General features: G+C 50.2%; 31 protein-coding genes. 29 read left to right on the plus strand and 2 right to left on the minus strand.

Annotation, left to right across the window (positions count from 1 at the left end; all coding sequences use genetic code 11):
• Positions 1 to 2: 2 nt before the first annotated feature.
• From rplD to AM329_RS20515, 29 genes are all read left to right on the plus strand, one after another.
• A complete protein-coding gene (gene rplD, locus AM329_RS20375; RefSeq protein ID WP_000424395.1) occupies positions 3 to 608 on the plus strand; it encodes a 50S ribosomal protein L4 in 606 nt (201 codons plus the stop codon).
• Positions 605 to 907 carry a 50S ribosomal protein L23 gene (rplW, locus tag AM329_RS20380; protein ID WP_000617546.1) on the plus strand — a complete coding sequence of 101 codons (303 nt, stop codon included), beginning with the start codon at positions 605 to 607 and terminating at the stop codon, positions 905 to 907. The genes rplD and rplW overlap by 4 nt, the downstream gene beginning before the upstream one ends.
• 17 nt (positions 908 to 924) lie before the next feature.
• Positions 925 to 1,746, plus strand: a complete 822-nt coding sequence (rplB, locus tag AM329_RS20385; protein WP_008457150.1) for a 50S ribosomal protein L2 — start codon at positions 925 to 927, stop codon at positions 1,744 to 1,746.
• Positions 1,747 to 1,762: 16 nt separating this feature from the next.
• Positions 1,763 to 2,041, plus strand: a complete 279-nt coding sequence (gene rpsS / locus AM329_RS20390) for a 30S ribosomal protein S19 (protein WP_001138117.1) — start codon at positions 1,763 to 1,765, stop codon at positions 2,039 to 2,041.
• A gap of 14 nt (positions 2,042 to 2,055) precedes the next feature.
• Positions 2,056 to 2,388 (plus strand): 50S ribosomal protein L22, encoded by a 333-nt coding sequence (rplV, locus tag AM329_RS20395; protein ID WP_002919773.1) that lies wholly within the window; start codon positions 2,056 to 2,058, stop codon positions 2,386 to 2,388.
• Positions 2,389 to 2,405: 17 nt separating this feature from the next.
• Complete coding sequence (gene rpsC / locus AM329_RS20400) at positions 2,406 to 3,107, plus strand: 30S ribosomal protein S3 (RefSeq protein WP_000529945.1); 702 nt, start codon at positions 2,406 to 2,408, stop codon at positions 3,105 to 3,107.
• A 12-nt stretch (positions 3,108 to 3,119) separates the two neighbouring features.
• The gene (rplP, locus tag AM329_RS20405) at positions 3,120 to 3,530 is read left to right on the plus strand and encodes a 50S ribosomal protein L16 (protein WP_002919759.1); all 411 of its coding nucleotides are present in this window, start codon (positions 3,120 to 3,122) and stop codon (positions 3,528 to 3,530) included.
• Positions 3,530 to 3,721 (plus strand): 50S ribosomal protein L29, encoded by a 192-nt coding sequence (gene rpmC, locus AM329_RS20410; protein WP_003863282.1) that lies wholly within the window; start codon positions 3,530 to 3,532, stop codon positions 3,719 to 3,721. The genes rplP and rpmC overlap by 1 nt, the downstream gene beginning before the upstream one ends.
• Complete coding sequence (gene rpsQ / locus AM329_RS20415; protein ID WP_002438707.1) at positions 3,721 to 3,975, plus strand: 30S ribosomal protein S17; 255 nt, start codon at positions 3,721 to 3,723, stop codon at positions 3,973 to 3,975. The genes rpmC and rpsQ overlap by 1 nt, the downstream gene beginning before the upstream one ends.
• 166 nt (positions 3,976 to 4,141) lie before the next feature.
• Positions 4,142 to 4,513 carry a 50S ribosomal protein L14 gene (gene rplN / locus AM329_RS20420; RefSeq protein WP_002919748.1) on the plus strand — a complete coding sequence of 124 codons (372 nt, stop codon included), beginning with the start codon at positions 4,142 to 4,144 and terminating at the stop codon, positions 4,511 to 4,513.
• A 10-nt stretch (positions 4,514 to 4,523) separates the two neighbouring features.
• The gene (gene rplX, locus AM329_RS20425; protein ID WP_003863287.1) at positions 4,524 to 4,838 is read left to right on the plus strand and encodes a 50S ribosomal protein L24; all 315 of its coding nucleotides are present in this window, start codon (positions 4,524 to 4,526) and stop codon (positions 4,836 to 4,838) included.
• A gap of 14 nt (positions 4,839 to 4,852) precedes the next feature.
• The gene (rplE, locus tag AM329_RS20430) at positions 4,853 to 5,392 is read left to right on the plus strand and encodes a 50S ribosomal protein L5 (RefSeq protein ID WP_003863290.1); all 540 of its coding nucleotides are present in this window, start codon (positions 4,853 to 4,855) and stop codon (positions 5,390 to 5,392) included.
• 14 nt (positions 5,393 to 5,406) lie between these two features.
• On the plus strand, positions 5,407 to 5,712 hold the full coding sequence (rpsN, locus tag AM329_RS20435) for a 30S ribosomal protein S14 (RefSeq protein ID WP_003863291.1): 306 nt from the start codon (positions 5,407 to 5,409) through the stop codon (positions 5,710 to 5,712).
• 30 nt (positions 5,713 to 5,742) lie between these two features.
• On the plus strand, positions 5,743 to 6,135 hold the full coding sequence (rpsH, locus tag AM329_RS20440) for a 30S ribosomal protein S8 (RefSeq protein ID WP_006178918.1): 393 nt from the start codon (positions 5,743 to 5,745) through the stop codon (positions 6,133 to 6,135).
• Between the two features lie 12 nt (positions 6,136 to 6,147).
• Positions 6,148 to 6,681, plus strand: coding sequence for a 50S ribosomal protein L6 (gene rplF, locus AM329_RS20445; RefSeq protein WP_003863296.1), 534 nt, complete (start codon positions 6,148 to 6,150; stop codon positions 6,679 to 6,681).
• A 9-nt stretch (positions 6,682 to 6,690) separates the two neighbouring features.
• Positions 6,691 to 7,044, plus strand: coding sequence for a 50S ribosomal protein L18 (rplR, locus tag AM329_RS20450; RefSeq protein ID WP_003863297.1), 354 nt, complete (start codon positions 6,691 to 6,693; stop codon positions 7,042 to 7,044).
• A gap of 14 nt (positions 7,045 to 7,058) precedes the next feature.
• Positions 7,059 to 7,559, plus strand: coding sequence for a 30S ribosomal protein S5 (gene rpsE / locus AM329_RS20455; RefSeq protein ID WP_003863299.1), 501 nt, complete (start codon positions 7,059 to 7,061; stop codon positions 7,557 to 7,559).
• Positions 7,560 to 7,565: 6 nt separating this feature from the next.
• Complete coding sequence (gene rpmD, locus AM329_RS20460) at positions 7,566 to 7,745, plus strand: 50S ribosomal protein L30 (protein ID WP_003863301.1); 180 nt, start codon at positions 7,566 to 7,568, stop codon at positions 7,743 to 7,745.
• A gap of 3 nt (positions 7,746 to 7,748) precedes the next feature.
• Positions 7,749 to 8,183 carry a 50S ribosomal protein L15 gene (rplO, locus tag AM329_RS20465; protein ID WP_003863304.1) on the plus strand — a complete coding sequence of 145 codons (435 nt, stop codon included), beginning with the start codon at positions 7,749 to 7,751 and terminating at the stop codon, positions 8,181 to 8,183.
• Positions 8,184 to 8,190: 7 nt separating this feature from the next.
• Complete coding sequence (gene secY / locus AM329_RS20470) at positions 8,191 to 9,522, plus strand: preprotein translocase subunit SecY (RefSeq protein WP_003863305.1); 1,332 nt, start codon at positions 8,191 to 8,193, stop codon at positions 9,520 to 9,522.
• A gap of 31 nt (positions 9,523 to 9,553) precedes the next feature.
• Entirely contained in the window at positions 9,554 to 9,670 is a 117-nt protein-coding gene (rpmJ, locus tag AM329_RS20475; protein WP_000868187.1) for a 50S ribosomal protein L36, read from the plus strand.
• 146 nt (positions 9,671 to 9,816) lie between these two features.
• Complete coding sequence (gene rpsM, locus AM329_RS20480) at positions 9,817 to 10,173, plus strand: 30S ribosomal protein S13 (protein WP_003863308.1); 357 nt, start codon at positions 9,817 to 9,819, stop codon at positions 10,171 to 10,173.
• Positions 10,174 to 10,189: 16 nt separating this feature from the next.
• Positions 10,190 to 10,579: a 30S ribosomal protein S11 gene (rpsK, locus tag AM329_RS20485; RefSeq protein ID WP_003863312.1), complete on the plus strand. Its 390-nt coding sequence runs from the start codon at positions 10,190 to 10,192 to the stop codon at positions 10,577 to 10,579.
• 32 nt (positions 10,580 to 10,611) lie between these two features.
• Entirely contained in the window at positions 10,612 to 11,232 is a 621-nt protein-coding gene (gene rpsD, locus AM329_RS20490) for a 30S ribosomal protein S4 (protein ID WP_003863314.1), read from the plus strand.
• Positions 11,233 to 11,257: 25 nt separating this feature from the next.
• A complete protein-coding gene (gene rpoA / locus AM329_RS20495; protein ID WP_002919219.1) occupies positions 11,258 to 12,247 on the plus strand; it encodes a DNA-directed RNA polymerase subunit alpha in 990 nt (329 codons plus the stop codon).
• Between the two features lie 40 nt (positions 12,248 to 12,287).
• Positions 12,288 to 12,671, plus strand: coding sequence for a 50S ribosomal protein L17 (gene rplQ / locus AM329_RS20500; protein ID WP_001216368.1), 384 nt, complete (start codon positions 12,288 to 12,290; stop codon positions 12,669 to 12,671).
• Positions 12,672 to 12,778: 107 nt separating this feature from the next.
• The gene (locus tag AM329_RS20505) at positions 12,779 to 13,147 is read left to right on the plus strand and encodes a DUF1992 domain-containing protein (RefSeq protein WP_032608015.1); all 369 of its coding nucleotides are present in this window, start codon (positions 12,779 to 12,781) and stop codon (positions 13,145 to 13,147) included.
• Positions 13,148 to 13,149: 2 nt separating this feature from the next.
• Positions 13,150 to 13,575, plus strand: a complete 426-nt coding sequence (gene zntR / locus AM329_RS20510) for a Zn(2+)-responsive transcriptional regulator (protein ID WP_022651944.1) — start codon at positions 13,150 to 13,152, stop codon at positions 13,573 to 13,575.
• Between the two features lie 57 nt (positions 13,576 to 13,632).
• Positions 13,633 to 13,848 (plus strand): alternative ribosome-rescue factor A, encoded by a 216-nt coding sequence (locus tag AM329_RS20515; protein WP_032608014.1) that lies wholly within the window; start codon positions 13,633 to 13,635, stop codon positions 13,846 to 13,848.
• Here AM329_RS20515 and mscL read toward each other — a convergent pair whose 3' ends face one another.
• The gene (mscL, locus tag AM329_RS20520; protein WP_003863335.1) at positions 13,849 to 14,262 is read right to left on the minus strand and encodes a large-conductance mechanosensitive channel protein MscL; all 414 of its coding nucleotides are present in this window, start codon (positions 14,260 to 14,262) and stop codon (positions 13,849 to 13,851) included. It abuts the gene before it with no gap.
• A gap of 145 nt (positions 14,263 to 14,407) precedes the next feature.
• Entirely contained in the window at positions 14,408 to 15,784 is a 1,377-nt protein-coding gene (gene trkA / locus AM329_RS20525; protein WP_003863337.1) for a Trk system potassium transporter TrkA, read from the minus strand.
• Positions 15,785 to 15,796: the final 12 nt, after the last annotated feature.

Below are 15,796 nucleotides of genomic sequence, written 5' to 3' on the forward strand. Positions count from 1 at the left end.
CAATGGAATTAGTATTGAAAGACGCGCAGAGCGCGCTGACTGTTTCCGAAACTACCTTCGGTCGTGATTTCAACGAAGCGCTGGTTCACCAGGTTGTTGTTGCTTATGCAGCTGGTGCTCGTCAGGGTACTCGTGCTCAGAAGACTCGTGCTGAAGTAACTGGTTCAGGCAAAAAGCCATGGCGCCAGAAAGGTACCGGCCGTGCGCGTTCAGGTTCTATCAAGAGCCCGATCTGGCGTTCAGGTGGCGTGACCTTCGCTGCGCGTCCACAGGACCACAGTCAAAAAGTTAACAAAAAGATGTACCGCGGCGCGCTGAAAAGCATTCTGTCCGAACTGGTACGTCAGGATCGTCTGATCGTTGTCGAGAAGTTCTCTGTTGAAGCGCCTAAAACTAAGCTGCTGGCACAGAAACTGAAAGACATGGCTCTGGAAGATGTGCTGATCATCACCGGTGAGCTGGACGAGAACCTGTTCCTGGCCGCGCGTAACCTGCACAAGGTTGACGTACGCGACGCGACTGGTATCGACCCGGTTAGCCTGATCGCCTTCGACAAAGTCGTAATGACTGCTGATGCTGTTAAGCAAGTTGAGGAGATGCTGGCATGATTCGTGAAGAACGTCTGCTGAAGGTGCTGCGCGCACCGCACGTTTCTGAAAAAGCGTCTACTGCGATGGAAAAAACAAACACCATCGTTCTCAAAGTTGCTAAAGACGCGACCAAAGCAGAGATCAAAGCTGCTGTGCAGAAACTGTTTGAAGTCGAAGTCGAAGTCGTTAACACCCTGGTAGTTAAAGGGAAAGTTAAACGTCACGGACAGCGTATCGGTCGTCGTAGCGACTGGAAAAAAGCTTACGTCACCCTGAAAGAAGGCCAGAACCTGGACTTCGTTGGCGGCGCTGAGTAAGTCGGAGGAGTAATACAATGGCAGTTGTTAAATGTAAACCGACATCTCCGGGTCGTCGCCACGTAGTTAAAGTGGTTAACCCTGAGCTGCACAAGGGCAAACCTTTTGCTCCGTTGCTGGAAAAAAACAGCAAATCCGGTGGTCGTAACAACAATGGCCGTATCACCACTCGTCACATCGGTGGTGGCCACAAGCAGGCTTATCGTATTGTTGACTTCAAACGCAACAAAGACGGTATCCCAGCAGTTGTTGAACGTCTTGAGTACGATCCGAACCGTTCCGCGAACATCGCGCTGGTTCTGTACAAAGACGGCGAACGCCGTTACATCCTGGCCCCTAAAGGCCTGAAAGCTGGCGACCAGATTCAGTCTGGCGTTGATGCTGCAATCAAAGCAGGCAACACCCTGCCGATGCGCAATATCCCGGTTGGTTCTACCGTTCATAACGTAGAAATGAAACCAGGTAAAGGCGGTCAGCTGGCGCGTTCCGCGGGTACTTACGTTCAGATCGTTGCGCGTGATGGTGCTTATGTCACCCTGCGTCTGCGTTCTGGTGAAATGCGTAAAGTCGAAGCAGACTGCCGCGCTACTCTGGGCGAAGTTGGCAATGCTGAGCATATGCTGCGCGTTCTGGGTAAAGCAGGTGCTGCACGCTGGCGTGGTGTTCGTCCTACCGTTCGCGGTACTGCGATGAACCCAGTCGACCACCCACATGGTGGTGGTGAAGGTCGTAACTTTGGTAAGCACCCGGTATCTCCGTGGGGCGTTCAGACCAAAGGTAAGAAGACCCGCAGCAACAAGCGTACTGATAAATTTATCGTACGTCGCCGTAGCAAATAATTTTAGAGGATAAGCCATGCCACGTTCTCTCAAGAAAGGTCCTTTTATTGACCTGCACTTGCTGAAGAAGGTAGAGAAAGCGGTGGAAAGCGGAGACAAGAAGCCCCTGCGCACTTGGTCCCGTCGTTCAACGATCTTTCCTAACATGATCGGTTTGACCATCGCTGTCCATAATGGTCGTCAGCACGTTCCAGTCTTTGTTACCGACGAAATGGTTGGTCACAAACTGGGTGAATTCGCACCGACTCGTACTTATCGCGGCCACGCTGCTGATAAAAAAGCGAAGAAGAAATAAGGTAGGAGGAAGAGATGGAAACTTTAGCTCAACATCGCCATGCTCGTTCTTCTGCACAGAAGGTTCGCCTTGTTGCTGACCTGATTCGCGGTAAGAAAGTGTCGCAGGCCCTGGACATCCTGACCTATACCAACAAGAAAGCTGCGGTATTGGTCAAGAAAGTACTGGAATCTGCCATTGCTAACGCTGAACACAACGATGGCGCTGACATCGACGATCTGAAAGTCGCGAAAATTTTCGTAGATGAAGGCCCAAGCATGAAGCGCATTATGCCGCGTGCGAAAGGTCGTGCAGATCGCATCCTGAAGCGCACCAGCCACATTACTGTGGTTGTGTCCGATCGCTGAGACTCTGGAGACTAGCAATGGGTCAGAAAGTACATCCTAATGGTATTCGCCTGGGTATTGTAAAACCATGGAACTCTACCTGGTTTGCGAACACCAAAGAATTCGCTGACAACCTGGACAGCGATTTTAAAGTACGTCAGTACCTGACTAAGGAACTGGCTAAAGCGTCTGTATCTCGTATCGTTATCGAGCGTCCAGCGAAGAGCATCCGTGTGACTATTCACACTGCTCGTCCTGGCATCGTTATCGGTAAGAAAGGCGAAGACGTAGAAAAACTGCGCAAGGTCGTAGCGGATATCGCTGGCGTTCCTGCACAGATCAATATCGCTGAAGTTCGTAAGCCTGAACTGGACGCTAAATTGGTTGCTGACAGCATCACTTCTCAGCTGGAACGTCGTGTTATGTTCCGTCGTGCTATGAAGCGTGCTGTACAGAACGCAATGCGTCTGGGCGCTAAAGGTATCAAAGTTGAAGTTAGCGGCCGTCTGGGCGGCGCGGAAATCGCACGTACCGAATGGTACCGCGAAGGTCGCGTACCGCTGCACACTCTGCGTGCTGACATCGACTACAACACCTCTGAAGCGCACACCACTTACGGTGTAATCGGCGTTAAGGTATGGATCTTCAAAGGTGAGATCCTGGGTGGTATGGCTGCTGTTGAACAACCGGAAAAACCGGCTGCTCAACCTAAAAAGCAGCAGCGTAAAGGCCGTAAATAAGGAGCGTCGCTGATGTTACAACCAAAGCGTACAAAATTCCGTAAAGTGCACAAAGGCCGCAACCGTGGTCTGGCGCAGGGTACGGATGTTAGCTTCGGCACTTTCGGTCTGAAAGCTGTTGGCCGTGGTCGTCTGACTGCACGTCAGATCGAAGCAGCACGTCGTGCAATGACCCGTGCAGTTAAGCGTCAAGGTAAGATCTGGATCCGTGTATTCCCGGACAAACCGATCACCGAGAAGCCACTGGAAGTTCGTATGGGTAAAGGTAAAGGTAACGTGGAGTACTGGGTTGCCTTGATCCAACCGGGCAAAGTCCTTTATGAAATGGACGGTGTTCCGGAAGAGCTGGCCCGTGAAGCCTTCGGCCTGGCAGCAGCGAAACTGCCTATCAAAACCACCTTTGTAACTAAGACGGTGATGTAATGAAAGCAAAAGAGCTGCGTGAAAAAAGCGTTGAAGAGCTGAACGCTGAGCTGCTGAACCTGCTGCGTGAGCAGTTCAACCTGCGTATGCAGGCTGCAAGTGGCCAGCTGCAACAGACTCACCTGCTGAAGCAAGTGCGTCGCAATGTTGCGCGCGTTAAGACTTTACTGACTCAGAAGGCGGGTGCGTAATGACCGATAAAATCCGTACTCTGCAAGGTCGTGTTGTTAGCGATAAAATGGAGAAATCCATTGTTGTAGCTATCGAACGTTTTGTGAAACACCCGATCTACGGTAAATTCATCAAGCGTACGACCAAACTGCACGTACATGACGAGAACAACGAATGTGGTATCGGCGACAAGGTTGAAATCCGTGAATGCCGTCCACTGTCCAAGACTAAGTCCTGGACGCTGGTTCGCGTTGTAGAGAAAGCGGTTCTGTAATAGAGTACGCATTCTCAATACGAATAAACGGCTCAGCGATGAGCCGTTTATTTTTTCTACCCATATTGCAGAAGCGGTGTTATAATGCCGCGCCCTCGATATGGGGCTTTTTAACGGCTCTGATTTTAGAGTCTCAGGTAGTAGTTGACATTAGCGGAGCACTAAAATGATCCAAGAACAGACTATGCTGAACGTCGCCGACAACTCCGGTGCACGTCGCGTAATGTGTATCAAGGTTCTGGGTGGCTCGCACCGTCGCTACGCAGGCGTAGGCGACATCATCAAGATCACCATCAAGGAAGCAATTCCACGTGGTAAGGTCAAAAAAGGTGATGTGCTGAAGGCGGTAGTGGTGCGCACCAAGAAGGGTGTTCGTCGCCCTGACGGTTCTGTCATTCGCTTCGATGGTAATGCATGCGTTATTTTAAACAATAACAGCGAGCAGCCTATCGGCACGCGTATCTTTGGGCCGGTAACTCGTGAACTTCGTACTGAGAAGTTCATGAAAATTATCTCTCTGGCACCAGAAGTACTCTAAGGAGCGAATCATGGCAGCGAAAATCCGTCGTGATGACGAAGTTATCGTGTTAACCGGTAAAGATAAAGGTAAACGCGGTAAAGTAAAAAATGTTCTGTCTTCCGGCAAACTCGTCGTTGAAGGTATCAACCTGGTTAAGAAACATCAGAAGCCGGTTCCGGCCCTGAACCAACCAGGCGGCATCGTTGAAAAAGAAGCTGCTATTCAGGTTTCTAACGTTGCAATCTTCAATGCGGCTACCGGTAAGGCTGACCGTGTAGGCTTTAGATTCGAAGACGGTAAAAAAGTCCGTTTCTTCAAGTCTAACAGCGAAACTATCAAGTAATTTGGAGTAGTACGATGGCGAAACTGCATGATTACTACAAAGACGAAGTAGTTAACAAACTCATGACTGAGTTTAACTACAATTCTGTCATGCAAGTCCCTCGGGTCGAGAAGATCACCCTGAACATGGGTGTTGGTGAAGCGATCGCTGACAAGAAACTGCTGGATAACGCAGCAGCTGACCTGACAGCAATCTCCGGTCAAAAACCGCTGATCACCAAAGCACGCAAATCTGTTGCAGGCTTCAAAATCCGTCAGGGCTATCCGATCGGCTGTAAAGTAACTCTGCGTGGCGAACGCATGTGGGAGTTCCTTGAGCGCCTGATCACTATTGCTGTTCCACGTATCCGTGACTTCCGTGGCTTGTCCGCTAAGTCTTTCGACGGTCGTGGTAACTACAGCATGGGTGTCCGTGAGCAGATCATCTTCCCAGAAATCGACTACGATAAAGTCGACCGCGTGCGTGGTTTGGATATTACCATTACCACTACTGCGAAATCTGATGAAGAAGGCCGTGCTCTGCTGGCTGCCTTTGACTTCCCGTTCCGCAAGTAAGGTAGGGTTACTGAATGGCTAAGCAATCAATGAAAGCACGCGAAGTAAAGCGCGTAGCTTTAGCTGATAAATTCTTCGCTAAACGCGCTGAACTGAAAGCGATCATTTCTGATGTGAACGCTTCCGACGAAGATCGTTGGAATGCGGTTCTCAAGCTGCAGTCTCTGCCGCGTGATTCCAGCCCGTCTCGTCAGCGTAACCGCTGTCGTCAAACAGGTCGTCCACATGGTTATGTGGGCAAGTTTGGGTTGAGCCGTATCAAACTGCGTGAAGCCGCCATGCGCGGTGAAGTACCAGGCTTGAAAAAGGCTAGCTGGTAATTACCAATTGAATCACGGGAGTAAAGACAGATGAGCATGCAAGATCCGATCGCGGATATGCTGACCCGTATCCGTAACGGTCAGGCCGCGAACAAAGTTGCGGTCACCATGCCTTCCGCCAAGCTGAAAGTGGCAATTGCCAACGTGCTGAAGGAAGAAGGTTTTATCGAAGATTTTAAAGTTGAAGGCGACACCAAGCCGGAACTGGAACTTACTCTCAAGTATTTCCAGGGTAAAGCTGTTGTAGAAAGCATTCAGCGTGTCAGCCGCCCAGGCCTGCGCATCTATAAGAAAAAAGATGAGCTGCCAAAAGTAATGGCTGGTCTTGGTATCGCAGTTGTTTCTACCTCTAAAGGTGTTATGACTGATCGTGCAGCGCGCCAGGCTGGTCTTGGTGGCGAAATTATCTGCTACGTAGCCTAATCGGAGGAAAGAATGTCTCGTGTTGCTAAAGCACCGGTCGTTATTCCTGCCGGCGTTGATGTAAAAATCGACGGTCAGGTTATTACGATCAAAGGTAAAAACGGCGAGCTGACTCGTACCCTCAACAAAGCTGTTGAAGTTAAACATGCAGATAACGCTCTGACCTTCGGTCCACGTGATGGTTTCGTGGATGGATGGGCTCAGGCTGGTACCGCGCGTGCCCTGCTGAACTCAATGGTTGTTGGTGTTACCGAAGGCTTCACTAAAAAGCTTCAGCTGGTTGGTGTAGGTTATCGTGCAGCTATCAAAGGGAATGCAGTAGGCCTGTCTCTGGGCTTCTCACACCCTGTTGAGCATCCGCTGCCGGCCGGTATCACTGCAGAATGTCCGACTCAGACTGAAATCGTGCTGAAAGGCGCTGATAAACAGCTGATCGGTCAGGTTGCAGCAGATCTGCGCGCCTACCGTCGTCCTGAGCCTTATAAAGGCAAGGGTGTTCGTTACGCCGACGAAGTCGTGCGTACCAAAGAGGCTAAGAAGAAGTAAGGTAACACTATGGATAAGAAATCTGCTCGTATCCGTCGTGCGACCCGCGCACGCCGCAAGCTCAAAGAGCTGGGTGCAACTCGCCTGGTGGTACATCGTACCCCGCGTCATATTTACGCACAGGTAATTGCACCGAACGGTTCTGAAGTTCTGGTAGCTGCTTCTACTGTAGAAAAAGCTATCTCAGAACAATTGAAGTATACCGGTAACAAAGACGCCGCAGCAGCTGTAGGTAAAGCTGTCGCTGAACGCGCTCTGGAAAAAGGCATCAGCAATGTTTCCTTTGACCGTTCCGGGTTCCAATATCATGGTCGTGTCCAGGCACTGGCAGATGCTGCCCGTGAAGCTGGCCTTCAGTTCTAAGGTAGAGGTGTAAGATGGCTCACATCGAAAAACAGGCTGGCGAACTGCAGGAAAAGCTGATCGCGGTAAACCGCGTATCTAAAACCGTTAAAGGTGGTCGTATTTTCTCCTTCACAGCTCTGACTGTAGTGGGTGATGGTAACGGTCGCGTTGGTTTTGGTTACGGTAAAGCGCGTGAAGTTCCAGCAGCGATCCAGAAAGCGATGGAAAAAGCCCGTCGCAATATGATTAACGTCGCGCTGAACAACGGTACCCTGCAACACCCAGTTAAAGGTGTTCACACGGGTTCTCGTGTATTCATGCAGCCAGCTTCCGAAGGTACCGGTATCATCGCCGGTGGTGCAATGCGCGCCGTTCTGGAAGTTGCTGGAGTTCATAACGTTCTGGCTAAAGCATATGGTTCCACCAACCCGATCAACGTGGTTCGTGCAACTATTGATGGCCTGGAAAATATGAATTCTCCAGAAATGGTCGCTGCCAAGCGTGGTAAATCCGTTGAAGAAATTCTGGGGTAATTGACCATGGCAAAGACTATTAAAATCACTCAAACCCGCAGTGCAATCGGTCGTCTGCCGAAACACAAGGCAACGCTGCTTGGCCTGGGTCTGCGTCGTATTGGTCATACCGTTGAGCGCGAGGATACTCCTGCTGTTCGTGGTATGGTCAACGCGGTTTACTTCATGGTTAAAGTTGAGGAGTAAGAGATGCGTTTAAATACTCTGTCTCCGGCCGAAGGCTCTAAAAAGGCGGGTAAACGCCTGGGTCGTGGTATCGGTTCTGGCCTCGGCAAAACCGGTGGTCGTGGTCACAAAGGTCAGAACTCTCGTTCTGGCGGTGGCGTACGTCGCGGTTTCGAGGGTGGCCAGATGCCACTGTACCGTCGTCTGCCGAAGTTCGGCTTCACCTCTCGCAAAGCAGCGATCACAGCGGAAATCCGTCTGTCTGACCTGGCGAAAGTTGAAGGCGGCGTTGTAGACCTGAACACGCTGAAAGCGGCTAACATTATCGGTATCCAGATCGAGTTCGCGAAAGTGATCCTGGCTGGTGAAGTTTCTACTCCGGTAACTGTTCGTGGCCTGCGTGTTACTAAAGGTGCTCGTGCTGCTATCGAAGCTGCTGGCGGTAAAATTGAGGAATAAGTAGCAGATGGCTAAGCAACCGGGATTAGATTTTCAAAGTGCCAAAGGTGGATTTGGCGAGCTGAAACGCAGACTGCTGTTTGTAATCGGCGCGCTGATTGTGTTCCGTATTGGCTCTTTTATTCCGATCCCTGGTATTGATGCCGCTGTACTTGCCAAACTGCTTGAGCAACAGCGAGGCACCATCATTGAAATGTTCAACATGTTCTCTGGTGGTGCTCTCAGCCGTGCTTCTATTTTCGCACTGGGTATTATGCCGTACATTTCGGCATCAATTATTATCCAGCTGCTGACGGTCGTTCATCCGGCCCTGGCAGAGTTGAAGAAAGAAGGGGAGTCTGGACGTCGTAAGATTAGCCAGTACACCCGTTACGGCACTCTGGTGCTGGCAATATTCCAGTCGATCGGTATTGCTACCGGTCTTCCGAATATGCCTGGTATGCAGGGCCTGGTGTTAAACCCGGGCTTTGCATTCTACTTCACCGCTGTTGTAAGTCTGGTCACAGGGACAATGTTCCTGATGTGGCTCGGCGAACAGATTACAGAGCGTGGTATCGGTAACGGTATCTCAATCATTATCTTCGCCGGTATTGTTGCGGGCCTCCCGCCAGCCATCGCCCATACTATCGAGCAAGCGCGTCAAGGCGACCTGCACTTCCTCCTGTTGCTGTTGGTTGCAGTATTAGTATTTGCAGTGACGTTCTTTGTTGTCTTCGTTGAACGTGGTCAACGCCGCATTGTGGTGAACTACGCTAAACGTCAGCAGGGTCGTCGTGTCTATGCTGCACAGAGCACACATTTACCGCTGAAAGTGAATATGGCGGGGGTTATCCCGGCTATCTTCGCTTCCAGTATTATTCTGTTCCCGGCAACCATCGCGTCATGGTTCGGGGGCGGTACTGGTTGGAACTGGCTGACAACAATTTCGCTGTATTTGCAGCCTGGGCAACCACTTTATGTGTTACTCTATGCGTCTGCGATCATCTTCTTCTGTTTCTTCTACACGGCGTTGGTCTTCAACCCGCGTGAAACAGCAGATAACCTGAAGAAGTCCGGTGCATTTGTACCAGGAATTCGTCCGGGAGAGCAAACGGCGAAGTATATCGATAAAGTAATGACTCGCCTGACTTTGGTTGGTGCGCTTTATATTACTTTTATCTGCCTGATCCCGGAGTTCATGCGTGATGCAATGAAAGTACCGTTCTACTTCGGTGGGACCTCACTGCTTATCGTTGTTGTCGTGATTATGGACTTTATGGCTCAAGTGCAAACTCTGATGATGTCCAGTCAGTATGAGTCTGCATTGAAGAAGGCGAACCTGAAAGGCTACGGCCGCTAACTGGTCGCCTGAGAAGTTACGGAGAGTAAAAATGAAAGTTCGTGCTTCCGTCAAGAAATTATGCCGTAACTGCAAAATCGTTAAGCGTGATGGTGTCATCCGTGTGATTTGCAGTGCCGAGCCGAAGCATAAACAGCGCCAAGGCTGATTATTTCGCATATTTTTCTTGCAAAGTTGGGTTGAGCTGGCTAGATTAGCCAGCCAATCTTTTGTATGTCTGTACGTTTCCATTTGAGTATCCTGAAAACGGGCTTTTCAGCATGGTGCGTACATATTAAATAGTAGGAGTGCATAGTGGCCCGTATAGCAGGCATTAACATTCCTGATCAGAAACATGCTGTGATCGCATTAACTTCGATCTACGGCGTCGGCAAGACCCGTTCTAAAGCCATTCTGGCTGCAGCGGGTATCGCTGAAGATGTTAAGATCAGTGAGCTGTCTGAAGAACAAATCGACACGCTGCGTGACGAAGTTGCCAAATTTGTCGTTGAAGGTGATCTGCGCCGTGAAATCAGCATGAGCATCAAGCGCCTGATGGATCTTGGTTGCTATCGCGGTTTGCGTCATCGTCGTGGTCTGCCAGTACGCGGTCAGCGTACTAAGACCAACGCACGTACCCGTAAGGGTCCGCGCAAACCGATCAAGAAATAATCGGGGTGATTGAATAATGGCAAAGGCACCAGTTCGTGCACGTAAACGTGTAAGAAAACAAGTCTCTGACGGCGTGGCTCATATCCATGCTTCTTTCAACAACACCATCGTTACTATTACTGATCGTCAGGGTAACGCATTGGGTTGGGCAACAGCCGGTGGTTCCGGTTTCCGTGGTTCTCGCAAATCCACTCCGTTCGCAGCTCAGGTTGCAGCAGAGCGTTGCGCTGAAGCCGTAAAAGAATACGGCATCAAGAATCTGGAAGTTATGGTTAAAGGTCCGGGTCCGGGTCGTGAATCTACTGTTCGCGCTCTGAACGCCGCTGGTTTCCGCATCACGAATATTACTGATGTGACTCCGATCCCTCATAACGGTTGTCGTCCGCCGAAAAAACGTCGCGTATAACGCTCGTTTTTTAGGTTAGTTGGAGATAGAAAATGGCAAGATATTTGGGTCCTAAGCTCAAGCTGAGCCGTCGTGAGGGCACCGACTTATTCCTTAAGTCTGGCGTTCGCGCGATCGATACCAAGTGTAAAATTGAACAAGCTCCTGGCCAGCACGGTGCGCGTAAACCGCGTCTGTCTGACTATGGTGTGCAGTTGCGTGAAAAGCAAAAAGTTCGCCGTATCTACGGTGTGCTGGAGCGTCAGTTCCGTAACTACTATAAAGAAGCAGCACGTCTGAAAGGCAACACAGGTGAAAACCTGCTGGCTCTGCTGGAAGGTCGTCTGGACAACGTTGTATACCGTATGGGCTTCGGCGCGACTCGTGCTGAATCACGCCAGCTGGTTAGCCATAAAGCAATCATGGTAAACGGTCGTGTTGTTAACATCGCTTCTTATCAGGTTAAAGCGAATGACGTTGTTAGCATTCGTGAGAAAGCGAAAAAGCAATCTCGCGTGAAAGCCGCTCTGGAGCTGGCTGAGCAGCGTGAAAAGCCAACCTGGCTGGAAGTTGATGCTGGCAAGATGGAAGGTACGTTCAAGCGTCAGCCAGAACGTTCTGATCTGTCTGCGGACATTAACGAACACCTGATCGTCGAGCTTTACTCCAAGTAAAGCTTAGTACCAAAGAGAGGACACAATGCAGGGTTCTGTGACAGAGTTTCTAAAACCGCGCCTGGTAGATATCGAGCAAGTGAGTTCGACGCACGCCAAGGTGACCCTTGAGCCTTTAGAGCGTGGCTTTGGCCATACTCTGGGTAACGCACTGCGCCGTATTCTGCTCTCATCGATGCCGGGTTGCGCGGTGACCGAGGTTGAGATTGATGGTGTACTTCATGAGTACAGCACCAAAGAAGGCGTTCAGGAAGATATCCTTGAAATCCTGCTCAACCTGAAAGGGCTGGCGGTGAGAGTTCAGGGTAAAGATGAAGTTATTCTTACTCTGAATAAATCTGGCATTGGCCCTGTGACTGCAGCCGACATCACCCACGACGGTGATGTTGAAATCGTCAAGCCGCAGCACGTGATCTGCCACCTGACCGATGAGAACGCAGCTATTAGCATGCGTATCAAAGTTCAGCGCGGTCGTGGTTATGTGCCGGCTTCTGCCCGAATTCATTCGGAAGAAGATGAGCGCCCAATCGGCCGTCTGCTGGTCGACGCATGCTACAGCCCTGTAGAGCGTATTGCCTACAATGTTGAAGCAGCGCGTGTAGAACAGCGTACCGACCTGGACAAGCTGGTCATCGAAATGGAAACCAATGGCACAATCGATCCTGAAGAGGCGATTCGTCGTGCGGCAACCATCCTGGCAGAACAACTGGAAGCTTTCGTTGACTTACGTGATGTACGTCAGCCGGAAGTGAAAGAAGAGAAACCAGAATTCGATCCGATCCTGCTGCGCCCTGTTGACGATCTGGAATTGACTGTCCGCTCTGCTAACTGCCTCAAGGCAGAAGCTATCCACTATATCGGTGATCTGGTACAGCGTACCGAGGTTGAGTTGCTGAAAACGCCGAACCTGGGTAAAAAATCTCTTACCGAGATTAAAGACGTGCTGGCTTCACGTGGTCTGTCTCTGGGCATGCGCCTGGAAAACTGGCCACCGGCAAGCATTGCTGACGAGTAACCGGATCACAGGTTAAGGTTTTACTGAGAAGGATAAGGTCATGCGCCATCGTAAGAGTGGTCGTCAACTGAACCGCAACAGCAGCCATCGCCAGGCTATGTTCCGCAACATGGCAGGTTCACTGGTTCGTCATGAAATCATCAAGACGACCCTGCCTAAAGCGAAAGAGCTGCGTCGCGTAGTTGAGCCGCTGATTACTCTTGCCAAGACTGACAGCGTTGCTAATCGTCGTCTGGCATTCGCCCGTACTCGTGATAACGAGATCGTGGCAAAACTGTTTAACGAACTGGGCCCGCGTTTCGCGAGCCGTGCCGGTGGTTACACTCGCATTCTGAAGTGTGGCTTCCGTGCAGGCGACAACGCGCCGATGGCTTACATCGAGCTGGTTGATCGTTCAGAGAAAGCAGAAGCTGCTGCAGAGTAATCTGTAGTAACGTAAAAAAACCCGCCTCGGCGGGTTTTTTTATATCCGCAGAATCTCCACTTATCTACAATGTCTGTATCTTTTCTGCTCACCCCCTGGAGTTCATTATGTGGTTGCTCGATCAGTGGTCTGAACGCCATATTTGCGATGCCCAAAACAAAGGCGAGTTCGAAAATCTTCCCGGCAGCGGTGAGCCGCTGATTCTGGACGATGATTCACATATTCCCCCTGAATTACGGGCCGGTTATCGCTTACTGAAAAACGCAGGTTGTTTACCGCCTGAGCTTCAGCAACGTAATGAAGCCGTCGAGCTTGCCGATCTGCTTAAAGGCATTCATAAGAATGACCCGCGGTACTCTGAAATCAGTCGTCGGTTGGCGCTCATCGAGCTAAAACTGCGCCAGACGGGAATGAATACTGACTTTTTGCATGGTGAGTACAGTGAAAGGTTAATACAAAAAATAAACAAGGAGTAGCCATGTACCGCATAGGTGAACTTGCGAAGCTTGCTAACGTAACGCCGGATACTATCCGCTACTACGAAAAGCAGCAGATGATCGATCATGAGGTCAGAACGGAAGGTGGATTTCGCCTTTATACGGATAACGACCTGCAACGCCTTCGTTTTATCCGCTATGCACGGCAACTCGGCTTCACGCTTGAGTCGATCCGTGAACTGCTGTCGATCCGTATCGATCCTGAACATCATACGTGTCAGGAATCTAAAAGCATCGTTCAGGCCCGGCTGGATGAAGTTGAAGGACGCATTCAGGAACTGCAAGCCATGCAGCGATCTCTGCAAAGGTTAAATGACGCGTGCTGCGGTACCGCTCACAGCAGTGTTTATTGCTCAATACTGGAAGCACTTGAACAGGGTGCCAGTAGTGAAGCTCAAGGTTGTTGATTTTTTATTAGCCAGGGACTAGACTCCCGCCGACATTAACTATGCTCAGGAGAAATGATGAGCCGCTATCAGCATACTAAGGGACACATTAAGGATAACGCCATTGAGGCATTGCTTCACGACCCACTTTTCAGACAGCGAGTTGAGAAGAACAAGAAAGGAAAAGGGAGTTATTTACGTAAAGGTAAACATGCACAACGGGGTAAATGGGAGGCCAGTGGCAAGCAAGCTAATCGCTTTTTTACCACTGGCCTTTCTGTTTCTGTCTCCTGATTAAACGCGGTTATTCTGCTCTTTTAACAGATCGCGAATTTCAGTCAGTAAGACTTCTTCTTTAGTTGGTGCTGGCGGGGCAGCAGCCGGTTCTTCTTTTTTACGGTTAAGTCTGTTGATAAGTTTGATCGCCATGAAAATGGCAAATGCCACGATCACGAAATCAAATACGTTCTGAATGAATACGCCGTAGTGCATTACAACCGCAGGGATATCGCCCTGAGCTTCCCGAAGGGTGAAGGCGAATTGTTTGAAATCAATGCCTCCAATCAACAGTCCTAACGGCGGCATAATAATGTCGGCGACTAATGATGAAACGATCTTACCGAACGCCGCACCAATAATGACACCCACAGCCAAATCCACTACATTCCCGCGCATCGCAAATTCGCGAAACTCTTTAATAAAACTCATTATGTTCTCCTTGTGCCAGCTGACGCCTATAAGTTTAACAAATGATTAGCTAATTGCCATTGGGGATAAATAATCGTTATGAAAATAAAAGGCATGAAAATTAGAAGGTTAATATTTGGGTGCTCTTGTCTGAGCACCCAAATCATTACAGGAAGAATGGACTTGGCTGGAATAAACGCTCGACGTCGGTAATAAATTTTTTATCGGTCAGGAACATAATAACGTGGTCACCCTGCTCGATACGTAAATTATCATTGGCGATCATGACATCGTTACCTCGCACTACGGCGCCGATAATGGTGCCTGGTGGAAGTTTAATTTCGTCGATCGCGCGACCAACAACGCGCGACGTCGTTTCATCCCCGTGAGCGACGGCTTCAATGGCTTCAGCAACACCACGACGCAGAGACGACACGCCGACAATATCCGCTTTACGCACATGGCTTAGCAGGGCAGAGATGGTGGCTTGCTGGGGTGAAATAGCAATATCAATTACGCTACCCTGTACCAGGTCGACATAAGCCTTACGCTGGATAAGCACCATTACTTTTTTCGCCCCCATACGTTTAGCGAGCATGGCGGACATAATATTCGCTTCGTCGTCGTTGGTGACGGCAATAAAAAGATCAACCTGATCGATATGCTCTTCGGCCAGCAATTCCTGATCCGAAGCATCGCCATAAAACACGATAGTATTCTGAAGTTTTTCAGCCAGCTCCGACGCGCGCTGTTGATCTCGTTCGATCAGCTTCACGCTGTAGTCTTTTTCCAGCCGTCTCGCCAGACCTGCGCCAATATTACCGCCGCCAACCAGCATAATACGTTTATACGGTTTTTCGAGACGCTGAAGTTCACTCATCACCGCACGGATATGCTGAGAAGCCGCAATAAAGAAGACTTCATCCCCGGCTTCGACAATGGTGGAACCTTGCGGACGAATAGGTCTGTCGTGACGGAAAATCGCCGCAACACGCGTATCGATATGTGGCATATGCTCGCGCATTGTCGACAGGGCATTACCAATCAGCGGGCCGCCGTAATAAGCCTTCACGACCGCCAGGCTTACTTTCCCTTCAGCAAAGTTCACAACCTGCAACGCGCCCGGGTACTCAATCAGACGATAAATACTGTCGATAACCAACTGCTCAGGGGCAATAAGATGGTCGATAGGTACTGCTTCGGAATTAAACAGCTTTTCCGCATCCCGGACATAGTCCGGGGAGCGAATGCGGGCGATGCGGTTCGGTGTGTTGAACAGCGAGTAGGCCACCTGGCATGCAACCATGTTGGTTTCATCAGAACTGGTTACTGCAACCAGCATGTCGGCATCGTCCGCGCCCGCCTCACGAAGCACTCGAGGATGAGAGCCGTGCCCCTGCACAACACGAAGATCAAACTTGTCCTGCAAAACGCGCAGGCGATCGCCATTGGTATCCACAATGGTGATATCGTTGTTTTCGCCCACGAGATTTTCCGCCAGCGTTCCGCCAACTTGCCCTGCGCCCAGAATGATAATTTTCATCTTTCGTGACCT

The organism is Enterobacter cloacae complex sp. AR_0002 (genome assembly GCF_001922365.1).
Lineage (GTDB): Bacteria > Pseudomonadota > Gammaproteobacteria > Enterobacterales > Enterobacteriaceae > Enterobacter > Enterobacter hormaechei_C.

Bases quoted from the DNA above. Each gene is read 5' to 3' on its own strand.
- rplD (WP_000424395.1), top strand. From the start codon at position 3: ATGGAATTAGTATTGAAAGACGCGCAGAGCGCGCTGACTGTTTCCGAA.
- rplW (WP_000617546.1), top strand. From the start codon at position 605: ATGATTCGTGAAGAACGTCTGCTGAAGGTGCTGCGCGCACCGCACGTT.
- rplB (WP_008457150.1), top strand. From the start codon at position 925: ATGGCAGTTGTTAAATGTAAACCGACATCTCCGGGTCGTCGCCACGTA.
- rpsS (WP_001138117.1), top strand. From the start codon at position 1,763: ATGCCACGTTCTCTCAAGAAAGGTCCTTTTATTGACCTGCACTTGCTG.
- rplV (WP_002919773.1), top strand. From the start codon at position 2,056: ATGGAAACTTTAGCTCAACATCGCCATGCTCGTTCTTCTGCACAGAAG.
- rpsC (WP_000529945.1), top strand. From the start codon at position 2,406: ATGGGTCAGAAAGTACATCCTAATGGTATTCGCCTGGGTATTGTAAAA.
- rplP (WP_002919759.1), top strand. From the start codon at position 3,120: ATGTTACAACCAAAGCGTACAAAATTCCGTAAAGTGCACAAAGGCCGC.
- rpmC (WP_003863282.1), top strand. From the start codon at position 3,530: ATGAAAGCAAAAGAGCTGCGTGAAAAAAGCGTTGAAGAGCTGAACGCT.
- rpsQ (WP_002438707.1), top strand. From the start codon at position 3,721: ATGACCGATAAAATCCGTACTCTGCAAGGTCGTGTTGTTAGCGATAAA.
- rplN (WP_002919748.1), top strand. From the start codon at position 4,142: ATGATCCAAGAACAGACTATGCTGAACGTCGCCGACAACTCCGGTGCA.
- rplX (WP_003863287.1), top strand. From the start codon at position 4,524: ATGGCAGCGAAAATCCGTCGTGATGACGAAGTTATCGTGTTAACCGGT.
- rplE (WP_003863290.1), top strand. From the start codon at position 4,853: ATGGCGAAACTGCATGATTACTACAAAGACGAAGTAGTTAACAAACTC.
- rpsN (WP_003863291.1), top strand. From the start codon at position 5,407: ATGGCTAAGCAATCAATGAAAGCACGCGAAGTAAAGCGCGTAGCTTTA.
- rpsH (WP_006178918.1), top strand. From the start codon at position 5,743: ATGAGCATGCAAGATCCGATCGCGGATATGCTGACCCGTATCCGTAAC.
- rplF (WP_003863296.1), top strand. From the start codon at position 6,148: ATGTCTCGTGTTGCTAAAGCACCGGTCGTTATTCCTGCCGGCGTTGAT.
- rplR (WP_003863297.1), top strand. From the start codon at position 6,691: ATGGATAAGAAATCTGCTCGTATCCGTCGTGCGACCCGCGCACGCCGC.
- rpsE (WP_003863299.1), top strand. From the start codon at position 7,059: ATGGCTCACATCGAAAAACAGGCTGGCGAACTGCAGGAAAAGCTGATC.
- rpmD (WP_003863301.1), top strand. From the start codon at position 7,566: ATGGCAAAGACTATTAAAATCACTCAAACCCGCAGTGCAATCGGTCGT.
- rplO (WP_003863304.1), top strand. From the start codon at position 7,749: ATGCGTTTAAATACTCTGTCTCCGGCCGAAGGCTCTAAAAAGGCGGGT.
- secY (WP_003863305.1), top strand. From the start codon at position 8,191: ATGGCTAAGCAACCGGGATTAGATTTTCAAAGTGCCAAAGGTGGATTT.
- rpmJ (WP_000868187.1), top strand. From the start codon at position 9,554: ATGAAAGTTCGTGCTTCCGTCAAGAAATTATGCCGTAACTGCAAAATC.
- rpsK (WP_003863312.1), top strand. From the start codon at position 10,190: ATGGCAAAGGCACCAGTTCGTGCACGTAAACGTGTAAGAAAACAAGTC.
- rpsD (WP_003863314.1), top strand. From the start codon at position 10,612: ATGGCAAGATATTTGGGTCCTAAGCTCAAGCTGAGCCGTCGTGAGGGC.
- rpoA (WP_002919219.1), top strand. From the start codon at position 11,258: ATGCAGGGTTCTGTGACAGAGTTTCTAAAACCGCGCCTGGTAGATATC.
- rplQ (WP_001216368.1), top strand. From the start codon at position 12,288: ATGCGCCATCGTAAGAGTGGTCGTCAACTGAACCGCAACAGCAGCCAT.
- AM329_RS20505 (WP_032608015.1), top strand. From the start codon at position 12,779: ATGTGGTTGCTCGATCAGTGGTCTGAACGCCATATTTGCGATGCCCAA.
- zntR (WP_022651944.1), top strand. From the start codon at position 13,150: ATGTACCGCATAGGTGAACTTGCGAAGCTTGCTAACGTAACGCCGGAT.
- AM329_RS20515 (WP_032608014.1), top strand. From the start codon at position 13,633: ATGAGCCGCTATCAGCATACTAAGGGACACATTAAGGATAACGCCATT.
- mscL (WP_003863335.1), bottom strand. From the start codon at position 14,262: ATGAGTTTTATTAAAGAGTTTCGCGAATTTGCGATGCGCGGGAATGTA.
- trkA (WP_003863337.1), bottom strand. From the start codon at position 15,784: ATGAAAATTATCATTCTGGGCGCAGGGCAAGTTGGCGGAACGCTGGCG.